Annotated in this window: 14 protein-coding genes; 10 read left to right on the top strand and 4 right to left on the bottom strand. The window is 56.0% G+C overall.

Translation table 11 applies throughout. The features are described from left to right. Positions 1-256 precede the first annotated feature (256 nt). The gene (locus tag OLTU_RS18325) at positions 257-1,828 is read left to right on the top strand and encodes a phospholipase D-like domain-containing protein (RefSeq protein WP_141734212.1); all 1,572 of its coding nucleotides are present in this window, start codon (positions 257-259) and stop codon (positions 1,826-1,828) included. On the opposite strand, the gene OLTU_RS18330 is transcribed toward OLTU_RS18325, so the two are convergent. Beyond that, positions 1,825-2,856 (bottom strand): diacylglycerol/lipid kinase family protein, encoded by a 1,032-nt coding sequence (locus OLTU_RS18330; protein ID WP_176736744.1) that lies wholly within the window; start codon positions 2,854-2,856, stop codon positions 1,825-1,827. The two genes, OLTU_RS18325 and OLTU_RS18330, sit on opposite strands and share 4 nt — an antisense overlap. Here OLTU_RS18330 and OLTU_RS18335 point away from each other — a divergent pair. From OLTU_RS18335 to OLTU_RS18360, 6 genes are all read left to right on the top strand, one after another. Further along, complete coding sequence (locus tag OLTU_RS18335; RefSeq protein WP_176736745.1) at positions 2,842-3,660, top strand: metallophosphoesterase family protein; 819 nt, start codon at positions 2,842-2,844, stop codon at positions 3,658-3,660. The genes OLTU_RS18330 and OLTU_RS18335 overlap by 15 nt on opposite strands. A gap of 130 nt (positions 3,661-3,790) precedes the next feature. Then, complete coding sequence (locus OLTU_RS18340; protein ID WP_141734215.1) at positions 3,791-4,894, top strand: peptide-N-glycosidase F-related protein; 1,104 nt, start codon at positions 3,791-3,793, stop codon at positions 4,892-4,894. A gap of 264 nt (positions 4,895-5,158) precedes the next feature. Beyond that, positions 5,159-6,376, top strand: a complete 1,218-nt coding sequence (locus OLTU_RS18345; RefSeq protein WP_141734216.1) for a hypothetical protein — start codon at positions 5,159-5,161, stop codon at positions 6,374-6,376. A gap of 9 nt (positions 6,377-6,385) precedes the next feature. Beyond that, positions 6,386-7,912 carry a hypothetical protein gene (locus OLTU_RS18350; RefSeq protein ID WP_141734217.1) on the top strand — a complete coding sequence of 509 codons (1,527 nt, stop codon included), beginning with the start codon at positions 6,386-6,388 and terminating at the stop codon, positions 7,910-7,912. Next, positions 7,909-9,411, top strand: a complete 1,503-nt coding sequence (locus OLTU_RS18355; RefSeq protein ID WP_141734218.1) for a hypothetical protein — start codon at positions 7,909-7,911, stop codon at positions 9,409-9,411. The genes OLTU_RS18350 and OLTU_RS18355 overlap by 4 nt, the downstream gene beginning before the upstream one ends. Next, on the top strand, positions 9,408-9,893 hold the full coding sequence (locus OLTU_RS18360) for a type II secretion system protein (protein WP_141734219.1): 486 nt from the start codon (positions 9,408-9,410) through the stop codon (positions 9,891-9,893). Before OLTU_RS18355 ends, OLTU_RS18360 begins: the two co-directional genes overlap by 4 nt. 1 nt (position 9,894) lies before the next feature. Here the strand turns inward: OLTU_RS18360 and OLTU_RS18365 are convergent, their stop codons facing one another. From OLTU_RS18365 to OLTU_RS18375, 3 genes are all read right to left on the bottom strand, one after another. After that, positions 9,895-10,917 carry a hypothetical protein gene (locus OLTU_RS18365; protein ID WP_218110117.1) on the bottom strand — a complete coding sequence of 341 codons (1,023 nt, stop codon included), beginning with the start codon at positions 10,915-10,917 and terminating at the stop codon, positions 9,895-9,897. A 45-nt stretch (positions 10,918-10,962) separates the two neighbouring features. Beyond that, a complete protein-coding gene (locus OLTU_RS18370; protein WP_141734221.1) occupies positions 10,963-12,006 on the bottom strand; it encodes a DM9 repeat-containing protein in 1,044 nt (347 codons plus the stop codon). A gap of 110 nt (positions 12,007-12,116) precedes the next feature. Beyond that, positions 12,117-12,551 carry a nuclear transport factor 2 family protein gene (locus OLTU_RS18375; protein ID WP_141734222.1) on the bottom strand — a complete coding sequence of 145 codons (435 nt, stop codon included), beginning with the start codon at positions 12,549-12,551 and terminating at the stop codon, positions 12,117-12,119. A gap of 113 nt (positions 12,552-12,664) precedes the next feature. Between OLTU_RS18375 and OLTU_RS18380 the strand changes: the two genes are divergently transcribed. Genes OLTU_RS18380 through OLTU_RS18390 form a run of 3 tightly spaced genes read left to right on the top strand, consistent with a single transcriptional unit; the run spans position 12,665 to position 14,055 of the window. Continuing rightward, positions 12,665-13,078 (top strand): hypothetical protein, encoded by a 414-nt coding sequence (locus tag OLTU_RS18380; RefSeq protein ID WP_141734223.1) that lies wholly within the window; start codon positions 12,665-12,667, stop codon positions 13,076-13,078. Further along, positions 13,065-13,676 (top strand): hypothetical protein, encoded by a 612-nt coding sequence (locus OLTU_RS18385; protein ID WP_141734224.1) that lies wholly within the window; start codon positions 13,065-13,067, stop codon positions 13,674-13,676. Before OLTU_RS18380 ends, OLTU_RS18385 begins: the two co-directional genes overlap by 14 nt. After that, the gene (locus OLTU_RS18390) at positions 13,657-14,055 is read left to right on the top strand and encodes a hypothetical protein (protein ID WP_141734225.1); all 399 of its coding nucleotides are present in this window, start codon (positions 13,657-13,659) and stop codon (positions 14,053-14,055) included. Before OLTU_RS18385 ends, OLTU_RS18390 begins: the two co-directional genes overlap by 20 nt. Positions 14,056-14,114: the final 59 nt, after the last annotated feature.

Here is a 14,114-nt window from a genome sequence, read left to right on the forward strand (position 1 = left end):
GCTCTCTGAATCCAACCCGGTTTCTGCACCCCGACATACTGCTGTCTGCAACCCATCCCGGCCCGGTCTGCACCCCAAGCCGTGCTCTCTGCCACCAACCCCAACCCGGTCTCTGCACCTCAACATACTGCGGTCTGCAAGCAATCCCAACGCGGTCGCTGCACCCCGACATACCGCTATCTGCAACCCATCCCGGCCCGGTCCTTGCAAAGTTGGAGTTCGGCAAGAAACGCGAACTTATTCCGGGAACACTCTCATGCTCGTCTCCATCCTGCTGGCCATCCTGATCGCCCCTTTCGTTCTGTCAGGCTGTGCGGCACATGCGCTGGGTTCGCGGCAGGAAGCTCCTTATTCGAGTACACTGCCGCCGCCCGAGCATGCGCCTCTGGTGAAAGAGGTCCTGGAGAAAACGCGCGACTATCCAAAACAGTCCGGTTTTTACCCGTTGATTGACGGCGCAACCGCCCTGCGCGCCCGCACAGCCCTAGCGGATACAGCCCGCAGGTCGATCGATATTCAGTATTACATCTGGCGTCATGATCGCACCGGACGTCTGATTCTCTCCCGGCTTCTGGATGCTGCCGAACGCGGGGTGCGGGTCCGCATCCTGCTCGATGACATTCACAAAGGTGAGCAAAGGAGCCTCCTCAAAGCCATGGACCGCCATCCCCTGGTCGAGATTCGGCTCTTCAACCCCGCAAGCACCGGCAGCGACGGTCTCGGCATGATCACCCGCGGTCTCGAAATGGTGCTCGACTATGATCGAATGACTCATCGCATGCACAACAAGCTCTACCTGGTCGACGGCAGTTTTGTCATTGTCGGCGGTCGCAACATAGGCGACGAATACTTCGATTGGAACGGTCAGAAAAATTTCCGCGATCTCGACGTCCTGGCCGCCGGTCCCGCAGCCACACGCTTTAGCAAGGTCTTCGATCTTTACTGGAATGCCGCCGCCTCGGTGCCCGTCAATGATCCAGGCGAGAATCTGAACCATCGGGATTCACCCGACTGGATGGCTCTGCGAAAACAGTTTGCCACCGCGCCGGAAGATCAGATCGTCCTCACCAGTCTGGGGCCCGACAAGGCCCTGCCCTGGCTTGTCAGTCGTTTGAACCGTATGATCTGGGCGCCGTTTCGTATTCTGGCGTCTTCACCCGATATCGTCTTTGATGACGAGGCCGAAACCTTTGGCGAACAGCTCCTGACGCTCCCGGAGCCGCAACAGGAACTGCTCGTTGAAACAGCCTATTTCATCCCCTCGCGGGCCCTCCTGCGCCGGATCCGGGAATGGCGTAAAAAAGGCGTGAAAATCCGCATACTCACGAATTCCATGCGATCCAATGATGTGCTCGCGGCGCATGCCGGTTATGCCAAGTATCGCGATACGGTCCTGGAGGCCGGGGCGGAACTTTATGAGTGGCGGAGCGACAATCAACCGGCCCGTTCGAAAACCACGCGTGGCGTCCTGGCGAGCCGGGCCAACCTTCACACCAAGGCTTACGTCATCGATCGGGAATATTCGTTTGTCGGCAGTTACAATCTCGATCCGCGGTCCTCGGATCTCAACACCGAATGCGGAGTTCTGATTCGCAGCCGGGCCTTCGCCGAAAGTCTGGCGGAAATGATCGAACACGGCATGCAGCCCACCAACAGCTGGAAGGTCAGTCTGCGTTGTGAGGCTCAGGCCTGTGACGACGATGACCTGCTCTGGAAGGGTCTGCGCGAAAACGCTGAAGTCGTCTTTCACGAGGAACCGGACAGCAGCTTCTGGCAAAGGCTCAGTGTGAAGCTGATCGGTTGGCTGCCGATTGATGAAGCCCTTTAATGTAAATTCGGGTTCTGCCGGGCATCAGGCGGCATCAGCACACCCAATCCATGTTTTTCCACGCGCAAATGAAACTGCCCGTAGCCAATTTCCTCGCCGTCCGCGCGGATCGGCAGATGAGCTGGACCTTTGATGGACGCGCTGCGCTGAACAAAGGCATATTCCTTCAGCGGATGATGCGGTTTGCGGGTGACCAGGGACCAGAGCAGCGACAGGTAATGCCGGAAATTGCGGGCGCGGATGATGCAGATTTCAAGCCGTCCATCGTTGGTGCGAATATTGTCACCCCAGCGCAGACCCGTGGCGCCCATGGAGCCGGCATTGGTCACCATAATGGTGGACGCGCGTCGCATCATCTTTTGACCATCGACCTCCAACTCAAAGGTCCAGATGCGTTCCTTGAACAGGAGCTTGACCGCATTCCAAAGATAGGCGATCCGGCCAAAGCGTTTTTTCGCATGCTGCGGTGTGGTGGTCGTGATCCAGGAATAGGTTCCCACACTCACGTGGCAAAGAAAGGTTTTGCCGTCCACCACCACAAGATCCACGGGCTCAAGTGCGCCGTCTTCCAGAACGAGGTCCACCGCATCCTCAATCCCTTTTGGAATCATGTGTTCCGCAGCAAAGACGTTCGCGGTTCCCGAGGGGATGACACCAAAGGCCTTGCCGAGACGCCTGGCTTCGGTCGCGACCGCAGCCAGCGTTCCATCACCACCGGCGGCGACAAAAACCTCCGCACCGTTGCGAGCGGCTTCTTCCATAACGCACGGCAGATCATCGCTCGGCTGCAGGCGATGAAAGTTCACCGTCTTGCCGAGTCTGCCGGCTTTTTCCTGCACATAACTCTGCAGTCTCTCGACATTGGCGCTGCCCGACGCCGGATTGATGACAAAAAAATAGTTGCGAAAGGCGAGGCCGGCATCCGACGCTTGGGTCCGGGAGTTGCATTCTGTTTCCTGGGCCCGCGCAGGCGGAACGACTCTCGTTGTCATATAGGAATTGTAGGAGCCTTCATGCGCCTGATTCATGTCTCTGATCTCCACTTTGGCCCCCATTACTCCGATTCCATCGGGGAGCAGCTCCTTGAAGCCATTGCAAAGCTCAGGCCAGAAGGTCTGGTCATTACAGGCGATTTGACACAGAGAGCCAGGCATGACGAATTTGTGGCGGCGGCTGAGTTTTTGAAAAATGCCCGCCAGCTGACGCCGCAGGTGGTGGTCTGTCCTGGCAATCATGATATTGCGCTCTATCGGTTTTGGGAGCGTCTCCTGACGCCCTTTGCCCGCTACCGGCGCTACATTCATCCTGAGCTGGACTGGGTGGAGCAGCTGCCGGGAGCGACCATCGTCGCGCTCAACAGCGTTCGGCCGTACACGCGCCTCGTGCAGGGACATCTCAGCCGTTCGCAGCTGGAAATGTGTCGCGATGCCTTTGCCAAAGCCGATCCCAACGATTTTCACATCCTCGCTTTGCATCATCCGATTGGACTGATGGATCAGGGTTTTCATCATCCTTCTTTGCAGCCCGACTGGCAGGACGTCTGTGGCGGCGTGCGGCTGGATATGATCCTCACCGGGCATGTGCATCAGGCGGCGGTTGTGGCGGCGCATCCCAACGCCTGCACGGCGCCTCTGCTGCTCATCAGCTGTGGCACCACCACATCGAATCGCGGGCGCGGGGATGAGGAGTCGCGGAATCATTTTCATGTGCTGGAGGGTTCCGAGACGGAACTGCGGCTTTCGAGCTATCGGGTGGAACCACAGGGCGGGTTTCATGCCTTCGCGCATTATCATTTTCCGCGGAAAAACGGGGTTTTTTCCACAACGCGGTAGGATCATGGCGGTCGATCCCGCAGAGAGCTTGCAAGCTGCATACCGCGAAAAACTTGAAATTGACGGTTTCCAGGCGATTGTTTATGGAAGGGGCGGACAACAATCTTCATCAAGGTATGGGAAACTACTTATGAATCACACATTCAGAGTACTTGGCAGTCTGGCCGCCTGCGTTCTACTCCAGGTCGAGGCCCGTGCGGCCACGTCCACGCCCGTCTTTAACAAGGTCCTCTATTATGATGGCTACGCCTCGAAGGTGGACGCCCCCACGCCAGCCGGCGTCATCCGCCATCGCAATGACCTTTATGCAAGAAGGCTGACCGAGCAGGAGCTGCAGTCACTCGGCCGCGAGCTGACGCTGAATATTGTTATCAAGGCCGCCTGTGACAACTACGACCGCATCGGCAACTTCAATCTGGCCCTGGTCCCCAAGGGTGCCTCCACCTATGCGCCCGACGCGGTTCAGCGGATCGAGCTGGGACGCTTTATCACACCCTTCATGGATAAAAATCGGCAACCGGATCAGGTCCCCTACAGCTTTCGCATCGACAACGTCGCCGACATCCTGAAGGATCGCGACTTGAACGCACGCTTTGATTTCTGGGCCGAGCTGGAAGTCTTCGGGGTGCCTTATGCTGCGAATGAACAGGTCGCCGGCTGCCAGGGTCGCAATGATGTGTTCTACGGCTCGGCGGAATTCGTGTCCGAAAGTGGTTCACCTGCAGCAGAAAAAACCTTTTTGCTGCCCCTGAACTTCAAAAAAAATCTGAACAACTACGAACCAGGTGCCACGGATGAGCTGACAAAAACCGAGCGTACCATCGCGTTTCACCTCGACAAGCTGGTTGAGAACGCCCGCTTTTACCTGATCACCTCCAATCACGGCGCGAATGCCGGTGGCGAGGAATACAACCGGAGAAACCACTTCATTTACTTTGACGACCAGCTGCTCCTGACCTACAAACCAGGAGGCGTTTCCTGCGAACCCTATCGGGTTTACAATACGCAGCCCAACGGCATCTATGGTCGGGCGCCGCGCACGCCGGAGCAGTGGGCCTCGTTCAGCAACTGGTGCCCGGGTCAGGTGATCCCCATCCGCGAAGTGGCTCTCGGCGATTTACCCGCGGGAAATCATACATTCCGTATTTCCGTTCCCGATGCGATCTTTGTCGAGGCACAAGGATATATTCCCGTGTCTCTTTATCTGCAGGGCACAACGCGGGATTCTCTGTAAGAATGTCGGTTTCCTCTGCGATATTCCTCTCTTCCGCACGCTGCGAAGCGGGAGGGAGCCCACCCTTTATCCACTTGTAACCAACTGTTTTAACTTGATAATTTCGCCACCTTTTCCCACCGATTTTGCACAACTCCCAGAAAAAATAAGATCCCGCTAGTGCCGCGAGAACATGGAGAAGAACAAAAAACCTCCTTTTGCGCCGCCTTCAGCCGATACGACCCTTATGTGAAGAATTGTCTGCCCATTTTCGTGAGACGGTCTATGGCACATCGAGCACGTAAGAATGAAGCCGGCTACAGCCTGCTGGAAATCATGTTTGGATTGGGACTGCTTGCCATCGTGGTAATGGTGGCGAATGGTCAGATGTTCCACATCATGAAACAGGCCCGCAAGGTCACCGACATGGGCAAGCAGGATAGCTCCTTTCGCGGCTTCGGTCAGCGTTTCATGTTTGATCTTCAGTTGGCAGACGTGGCTCTCAGCTTTCAGAGGCTGCCGATTCCCCTGACCGGCTGCGACAGCGCGGGCGGGAAACTGAAGCCTGGCCCCTGCGTTTACAGGATGGATGGGAAGAAGCTGGTCGCGTCCTCCACCAAATTGGGTAACGCCAGGGCTATTGAATTCTTTAGTGACCTGGACTCCAGTCTGAAGGCGGAAGGCCTGAAAGGAGCCACGGACGAGGTCAAGATCGTCCGCATGAGCAAGATCAACAATACCCAGGCCGCGAAGAATACCTTTGCCACCTGGGTTTTAAAGGATGAAACCAGCACGCCGTTCACGATGATGAGCCGGACGCATTCGGGTGCGTATTTTACTCTGGCCGATGAATATGCCAGCAGCAGCCCTTCCGGGGCCGCGGGCCGTTTTGTGATCATGCGTGGCAACAGCGATGATATCGATGCGGCCGACCTCAAGGGCCGACTCATGGTCGTCTTCAACGGTTATAACCCGGACCAGTACTTTGTTCAAAAAATCGGTCAGGTCATCGACTGCAACAACAAGGGCTGTGATCGAATCGCCAAGGCCCTCAATCCCATGGCGGATACCTCGACGTTGGAGGGACACTTTGCCATTGAACTGCAGCCCATCAGCGGCGCGCCGCTTGGCATTCCTGTGACGGCGTCAGGGCTTGGAACCTGGGGTTTGCAGGGTGAATCACAGTTCATGTTCCCGACCCAGTACGCGTCGATTCATATGGCGAGCCATTCGGATTTCACGCCACCGATCGATGCCCGGCGGATGCTTCACTTTTATCACAGCGAGCAAGTTCGCGCCCAGCTGCTGGCCATACCCATCGAGTTCAAGGGTTATTATTTCGAGAAAAGCAAAGGCAAGAAAAAGCGTCTGCTCTCGAAAAAAATTACCGGCGCCAGGGAAGCCCAGGTTGATGTCGTGCTGAATGATGTGGACAAGAACGCCTATGGGGTCTTTGCGAGGAAAATCGGCACTCAGGATGTGTCTTTCTTTATCTACGAATGAGGGGGAGAGATGAAAATTGAAATCCATGGGATTTTCCGCGCGATCGGTCCGACAGCGGCCTTGACACTGTCTGCATTTTTCACGAGTCCACCCTTGGCCCAGGCCGAGAAGGGAGTCCAGCTCTCCGTTGGTGGCACGATCAGCAACCATCTGCCGCGTCCGCGTGATGATCAGCGTCTGCTCGCGGATTATCCGGAGTTGGGTTCCGTGAGGCTGTCCACCATCCAGTACTGTGGAGATGCGGATGTGGCCATTCTGTCCCATGCTAGCCCGGCTCTGGAATTTGTTACGAACAAAAACGTTTCCTTTGTGCTGGGGTATTGGGCCACGCCGGCCAATGCCAGCAATCCCATCCCAACGGAAAGCACCTGGTTTCCCCTCGCGACCGGTGTTCTGACCTCCAACAATGGAAGGACAGAGACTCTGGCCGAGATCGGCAAACAGGGCAATACCAGGAACATCCTCGAGATGGTCAATGAATCGCTGACCAGCCTGAGTATGTCCGCTGGATTTCGCATGACGGCCTCCACGCCTCAGAATTACAACCTCTACTACTCGGTGATGATGTGCAAGAACGTCCTGAATCCGAGCAGCACGAGTCAGAGTTTTCCCAAGCCTCACACCGTGACCAGGTCACTGCAGAGCGCCGCGCTCAGTACGATCGATAGCGCTCTGACGGCGGCCACGGCCGTCTCAAGCCTGGAAAAGTTTACAGTGGCGACGGATGTCGATGGCGTCAAGCTCACGGTAGGCTCCGGCGCCGGGACCATTGCCAATGATTATTTCTATAAGCTGGCGCAAGCGGTCAGTGCCCTGCCCTTCCCGGCCGCCGCCACCGATGTCACAACCTATCAGCAGGCTCTCGCAGGTGACGTCTGGAATCGTCTCGCCGGACTTCACAGTCAGTTCTATGGCAAGGCCACCTGTTCCCGCAACGACATCACCGGTATCGAGCCCACGGGCAAATTTGATTGGGAACCGTATCCGATGCAGTTGACCTGTCTCGCCCTGAGTGGGCTGGATGGGAAGAATCTTGACACCATCCTCAAAGGCTTTTTGATGCCGGCCGCCCTTCCCACCGAGGCCCAGTTTCTGGCGTCGCAGCTCGAGGTGGCCAAGGTTCTGACCCGGGCCGCCTTGATGCAACAAAGCCAGATCGCTTTAAGCAACACGTATCAAAGACCCAAGGATAATTGCGTGGCGGATAATCAGCTCTACCTGAATAAACTGCTCGGATCGCAACCGATCAACGTGGCATCACCGAAAAGCTCCCATTCCGCCTCCATGAAACATCCGGAGGGCTCGTTCGCCATGGGCACGATCAACAAGTATAAAGGCTCGAATGGAAACTTTAATTCCGTCTTCGGAATGAGTACGGAAACGTTTCAACCGATGCTTCTGACCCAGGGTCAACCCACAACGCCGCCCTCGGTCATGACCAAGAGCTATCTCTTGCGCTTCAATGTTCGCGGGATCGGCTGCCTCGGCATCTTCTACTGCAAAAACGACAAGGACGGAGGTCCGATACTCCGATGAGGCGGTTCCACACATTCATCGGCTCGTCGCCTGAGGCGGGTGGGACCTCGATCTTTATGGTGGCGTTTGCCGCCATCTTCATCGCGGGATCTCTCGTTTTTTCCTCGCACCATGTGCGATCGCGCTATAAGGCGGTCAGCCTGGGTTCGGTCGGGCAGTCGATGCTGATGAATATTGTGGGACGGCTCCGTTTGGGGCTCACGGCTCAAAGTTCCTGTCCCTCGCTGGACAATACCTTGCGCGCCTTTCGAAATTTCTCGACCAAGGCTCCGTCCTATACGGTCTCCAGGTCCGGACCGAATATCAACCTGCCCTGTATCCTTACGGAAGATGAAGCCAAAAACGTCAACGGCATCCAACTGGAGCTGATGGAGCTTTCCAATGACCCCAAGGCTTTGACCAAAAACCTGCGGGTCTTCGTCAAGCTGATGATCACCGACCCCGCTGGTCGCAGTCCGCCCCGGCAGGTGAGCCATTCGCATGGTTTGCGGCTGCGGGTCGCCTCCCTCGATCAGTTCAATGTGATTCTGATGGGATCCCAAAGCCCCCTGATCAGCAGCGTGGGGCCCAAGGTGACGTTCACCGGTCCTGTGTTTCATGCGAACCCAACCAGCGTTCCCGTGAACCAGATTTATGCCGCCAACGGTTCCGACAGGATCACCTTCAGGGATACCTTTTACGTCCGCAGTCGCTTTCTCAGTTCAGACGCAAATAATCTTGATATGGGCAGGTTCAGGACGGCCTTCACCAAAGGCATCGAAACGGATGTTTTGAATTCCCCGGTGTTGAATACGTTCCTTCCCAATAGCACGCCGGCCTGGAATCATGGCTTTGACTATTTCTATATCAATAATAAAACGGGATATGCCCTGCCCCAGTCGCGAAATGCAGTCACCTCGCTCGACTGTTCCGCAGGTTCCGCCTATTCCAATATCCGCGGCAGTCTCACGACGGTTCCCGCTCCTGGTGGTTTCGACAAGGCCTCGACGTCCTGTGGCCCGGATACCCTGATGATTCCGGTCATGCAGTTCATGGACCGCGGCAGCACACTGACCGTGAATCTCAGTCCCGGTGATAATATGTTCTGTGGTCTGGTGAGCGCGGGTCTTTTAAGGATTAACCTGGCCGAGCCTGGAAAATATGCGATTTTTGGCCACTTCATTGCCAATGGCATCGCCGTTACAGGGGATCCGGGGGCCGAGCTCTATATCTATAGCCCCAACGCCACTGGGCAGATTGAAGTGAACCTGCCCGACGGCATATCGCTGTTTCGCAATCAGGTCAAGGCGCTGGCCTCCAGTACTGCGACCAACTTTTTCCTGCCGATCGCCGCACGGACGCCGTTCCTACCGCGACAGCCGGATGAATATCTTGATGACTGTGGCGGCGGTTTCAAACGCTATGAGGCCAGCTATCCCCCATTGGATGAACGGATAGGATTCAATCTCCTCCAGTATGAAACAGCCGGTCCCCTCTATATAGTCGAGAGTACACTATGAAACATAACCAGGCAGGTTTCAGTCTGATTGAAGTCCTGATCGCAGCCGGGCTGCTGGCTTTCCTGATTAATTTTGCGATGAAGAAGATGAGTCTTCAGGAAGAAAACATGAGCCTTCTCGAAAAGCGCATGAAGGCCCGCCACCTCATGGATCGGTCGATCTCCCGGCTGGTGGCTGAACTCCGTATCTTTCCGCCTCTGAGCCGCGACGGAGGACGCTCGTCCATGGCCTATGTTGCCTGCTTTGATATGGGGGGAGCTCCGGTGGAAAGCACGCTCGACACCAGTGACTTTGTCGCGATTGCTCTGAAGGATCCCAAGGAGACCAGCAAAATCTGCGGCAAAAATCAGTTCGAGACACACGTCGTGCCCTCGGTGACCCAATATAAATCCGCGACGGTTTATATACTCTCGTATGACCGCCGCCTGGAAAAGCAGGTGATGGTGTTCTCCAGTGAACTCATCCTGCAGGGTTCCATCTAGTTCATCCCAAAGTCGTCTGCCCCCGCAGGAGCCGCTCGCGAACTTCGGGCTGGCTCAGGCGCCATATGCTGGCGTCGATAAAATAATGATGCACGTTCAGAAAGATCAAACTGGCCCCTGCCAGTCCTTCGATCTCCAGACCTGCGAGCTGCCTTGGCACGAGATGAAAGATGGCAAAACCACCGCCGATCAAAAGCAGACAAAGCCCTCCGAACACATAGGCCCGCTGCGATCGATCATGCAGATCATTCCACAGCACCCGTCCGACAAATGGCAGATACTGAAGGCCATGGAGGGCGGGCAGTATCATGAGCGTGATGGGGTTTTGAAAGAAAGGTTCGAACCAGACCCACAGCGCGATCAGAGGCAAAAGCGCAAGAGTCGCTCGCGGCGCGCGTGCCTTCACATCCAGTCGGAGGGCATAAAGACAGCAGAACAGAACCCCAAGCAACGCCAGCCCCCGCATGAGCAGCTGGAATTCGGGGGGCATGGGCAGAAACTTCAGATACATGCCAAACACCAGTCCATGGCTGCTCTGGCCCTGCACCATAAAAAAGCCGAGGCAACCGATCAGAAGGCAGGCACCCAGCAGAAGATTGCGGGGAAAGGCCTGCAGCCCATCGCTCCGCATTCTACCGAGCCAGATGCAGCTGCCATAGCTCTGTTTCAAATAATGCCAGTAAAGGAGGACCAGCGCGACCTGGGCCAGCGTATGCATGGACTCCTGCTGTCCTGCCTGAAGCAGTGCAGACAGGATCGCGATCAGGCTGAGAGGCACAAGGAGGGCTGCGAACCAGTGCTTTGACCAGACCGATTTGTGCCGGTAAAAGGCATAATAGGACGCCATGAAATGGGGATAGGAAAACAGAATAAGCGCATAGGGTATGGTGGGACGCAAGGGGTCATGCGCCGCGGCAGGAACCAGAAGTCCCAGAATGATGGCCAGGATAGGAATCCCACCGAGCAGCCAGACATCGAGAGTTGAGTGGATCAACCGCGCCCGCATCCAAAGTCCCCGATACACATGATTTTGAAGCCAGTATATCGTGTTCTCCGAGCTTTGGGAATGTTACAGGGGCACGGACCTTTTCCAGGCCAGCACCTCATAGGTGGTGCGCTCGGCGGCTCCATACCACTCATGCACGCAGCCGTTGGCACCCGGCCTCAGGACACCAGGAATGATGTCAGTCCCATCCTGATTGCCGCGACAGCTATAGAGGGGAGCCCCTGCGGCATCGATTCCCGTAACAAAGGCTCGCGCAGGCTTTTCGCCATTTGCGGCCGGGACCCATTCCAGGTATTCGTCGAAGGTCCCCTGATTGATCAGGAGGACTTCACTTTTCGCCAGCACGGTCAGCGCATCGGAACTTTGCGAGCCGACGCTGGCGCCATTGTATGTTCCATAGCAGCTGGTGGCCTGCGGGTTATTGAAATGAACAATCAGCTTGGCCGGAATAATCTCATTTTCATGATAAATTCGACAGATCCAAAGAGGATTGGTGGTGTGCTCCGTTCCACCGCGCGCGGCGGCTGCCGGTGCGGACGCCCCGGCCAGCGAAAGCCAGCTGACCAGCTGCGGCTTGACCGTGGACGTCTGCTGGCTGCTTACACCCTCCGCCGTCTGCAGATCCAGAGTGAACATCAGCTGACCCATCTGATTTTGAATGTCGGCCAAGGCCGGGCCTTTGATCAGGAATTGAACGTGCCAGTCAGGATCCCGCGGGAGTTGGCTCATGGTCACCACGAGGTTGCTGCCAGCCGGAACCTGATAGTTCCAGGAATAGGATTGATAGGAGGCCAGCGAGACCTTGTTATGGGTCATGGGATCCTTCAGGGCGCAATTCACATTGGATTCGGGAAGCTCTGCCGTGGCGGCCTGAGTCTCCGCACAAATCAAATAAGCCCCCGCGATATTGCTCGGAGGCGCAACCCGTTCGTCGTCTGTGCTTGCAGCTTTGGCTTCCGCGTCCGAGGATTCGATCGCCTGCGGATCCAAAAGGATGCCCTTGTCCATGGTCTGCCCGGGTGCCACGGGGCCACTGTCCAGCTTAGCTTCGGTGCAGGCGAGGCCTGCCAGCCATAGGGTCAGGAAAATGGATATTTTGCACCGCACTATGCTCTCCAGTTTCTCCAGGGTTGTATGAAATACTTATCGGTGCAAATTTGGACGTGAGTGAAGGATTGATGATACCTGGCGTCAATTCAGATGTTTACGTTCCATTTTTAAACGGTCTGCCAGGACAGGTCGGGCCGGTTTTGCTTTTTCAGCCAGCCCATGAGTCCCCCGATCACCGGCAATTTCTCAAAAAGCACGACGCTGAGATCGAAATATTCCCTGTGGTAATAAACGAGCCCACCCGCATATTTGATATGCGAGATGCCATCCAGGTGAAAGGGGTTGCCGTTGTTCAGTCGGCCCGCACGCAACGTCAAGGTCCAGGCGATCATGTGCGAATCGCCCGTTTCCAGGTGCTCTCCAAAAACGATTTGCACCGCGTCCACGCCGGCGAACAGCTTTTGATAATAGACGATCAGCGCCTCACGTCCCTGCAGGGCCACCAAAGGATCACGGAACTGGATGTCCTCGCGATAGAACTGCGGCACGAGTTCAGCGATATTTGTATCATTGACGGTCTGGAAAAAATCTTCTATTTGCATGGTCTCCCGCCTGGTTTGAAGTGACGTTGGAGGTCAGTGCCGCAGACTTCAATAAATATGCCAGGGGCTGAAGGGGCTATGATAAGATTTCATGGCGAATCGTGAGGTCACGTGTGAACCGTTTTTTTTGTGAATATCCTCTGGTTTTGATCGCTGTTCTTTTGGTTGCCTTCAACGATCACTACCTTAAACAAAGTGACCTGGCGGGCCTTGTCACCGGCAAGCTCTCTGATTTTGCAGGGCTCTTTTTCTTTCCCTTTTTGTTGATCGATGCCATAAGCCTCATCAGACCGCGCTGGCAGCAGTCCGAGGCTGTCTTCCTGGGCTGTGCTGGGTTTACCTGTCTGGCCTTTGCTACACTCAAAACCAGCGCCACGGTGGTCGCTCTCTACACCGCCCTTTATGCCATGTGTGGCGTGAGGGTGACCGTGGTGCGAGATCCCACGGATCTGTTCGCCATCATCATGCTGCCTCTGGCGGCTCTTTTCCATCGTCATCTACGGGGAAGGTTTCATGCATCCAATTAAACCGCTCGTCTTTGGGGTTCTCCTCGGCACGGCCTCACAGGCCCAAGGGGACACGTTGGCCTTGCATCTCGGGCGCGCAGTGGGCAACACCATCGTGGATAATCATCACTATGCGGATGGCTATCAGAATGCGCTGTTCAACGACAAGGAACTGAAAGGCATCCAGGTGGAAGCATCGTATCTTCTAACCTTTCATTCCATCGGTCGCTTTGGAAGTGCCTGGATCCTTGGCCTGGGTCATGTGGCGGCTGAGCTTGAAGAATCCTATCCGGGCGGACAGCTTCAACTGGAACGCGAGACAACGTTCGCACAGTTCGGGTTTCGTCTTCAGGATGAGAACCTCGTACCCCATCTGATTCTGGGTGCCGAGCTCATGACCGCCAAAGGCCTCGCCGGCAAGGTCAGATTGCGTGCCCCGGTCGGCAGTGAAACACGGACGGAAACCTACGATCTTCTGGTGCTGGAGCCCCTTCACCTGGCGCTCACAGCAGCCTATAAAGTTGCACCTTCATGGAGTCTCAACACCATGGTTCGCCTTTATCCCAAAGCCGGCCCTAATTTTTTCCTTGGAGTGGCTTATGATATCCCGCATCTCTAGTTGGCTGGCCTTCACTCTCGCCGTGGTCACAGCACTCGCGACATCCTCGCCGACCCATTCCCGCGTCTTTGCCGAAGGGAGTTACCAGGTCAAGTCCGATTGCCCCAATGCCCAAACGGAGGGAGTGCTCACGATCACGCTGGAAAGTGTCGCGTTGGAACGAACCTATATTCTGACAACGGGAACCGACTTTGGTTTTCCTGACAATCGCATGTCCGCGGGCAGGGTGTATGACCAGGACGAGGGAGACTCGGTCACTGTGAGTTCAGATGAGCGGGTGTGCAAAGCGATGCTCTGGGATGCGCAGGCCCATTCGGGGATTTTCGCCTGCCATCGTGGGGATGAGCTGGAATGCACGATTCATCTGGAAAAAATCTGACCGGATGGTGTGAAAAATATTGAACCTAGGCGCCTCCTCCCCCGGACGGGACCTGTGGT

It is taken from the genome of Oligoflexus tunisiensis, assembly GCF_001748245.1.
Taxonomy (GTDB): Bacteria; Bdellovibrionota_B; Oligoflexia; order Oligoflexales; family Oligoflexaceae; genus Oligoflexus; species Oligoflexus tunisiensis.

Excerpts from the sequence above, each read along its gene's own strand:
- OLTU_RS18375 (WP_141734222.1), bottom strand. The coding sequence starts at position 12,551 with ATGCAAATAGAAGATTTTTTCCAGACCGTCAATGATACAAATATCGCT.
- OLTU_RS18325 (WP_141734212.1), top strand. The coding sequence starts at position 257 with ATGCTCGTCTCCATCCTGCTGGCCATCCTGATCGCCCCTTTCGTTCTG.
- OLTU_RS18385 (WP_141734224.1), top strand. The coding sequence starts at position 13,065 with ATGCATCCAATTAAACCGCTCGTCTTTGGGGTTCTCCTCGGCACGGCC.
- OLTU_RS18355 (WP_141734218.1), top strand. The coding sequence starts at position 7,909 with ATGAGGCGGTTCCACACATTCATCGGCTCGTCGCCTGAGGCGGGTGGG.
- OLTU_RS18345 (WP_141734216.1), top strand. The coding sequence starts at position 5,159 with ATGGCACATCGAGCACGTAAGAATGAAGCCGGCTACAGCCTGCTGGAA.
- OLTU_RS18335 (WP_176736745.1), top strand. The coding sequence starts at position 2,842 with ATGCGCCTGATTCATGTCTCTGATCTCCACTTTGGCCCCCATTACTCC.
- OLTU_RS18350 (WP_141734217.1), top strand. The coding sequence starts at position 6,386 with ATGAAAATTGAAATCCATGGGATTTTCCGCGCGATCGGTCCGACAGCG.
- OLTU_RS18340 (WP_141734215.1), top strand. The coding sequence starts at position 3,791 with ATGAATCACACATTCAGAGTACTTGGCAGTCTGGCCGCCTGCGTTCTA.
- OLTU_RS18360 (WP_141734219.1), top strand. The coding sequence starts at position 9,408 with ATGAAACATAACCAGGCAGGTTTCAGTCTGATTGAAGTCCTGATCGCA.
- OLTU_RS18330 (WP_176736744.1), bottom strand. The coding sequence starts at position 2,856 with ATGAATCAGGCGCATGAAGGCTCCTACAATTCCTATATGACAACGAGA.
- OLTU_RS18390 (WP_141734225.1), top strand. The coding sequence starts at position 13,657 with ATGATATCCCGCATCTCTAGTTGGCTGGCCTTCACTCTCGCCGTGGTC.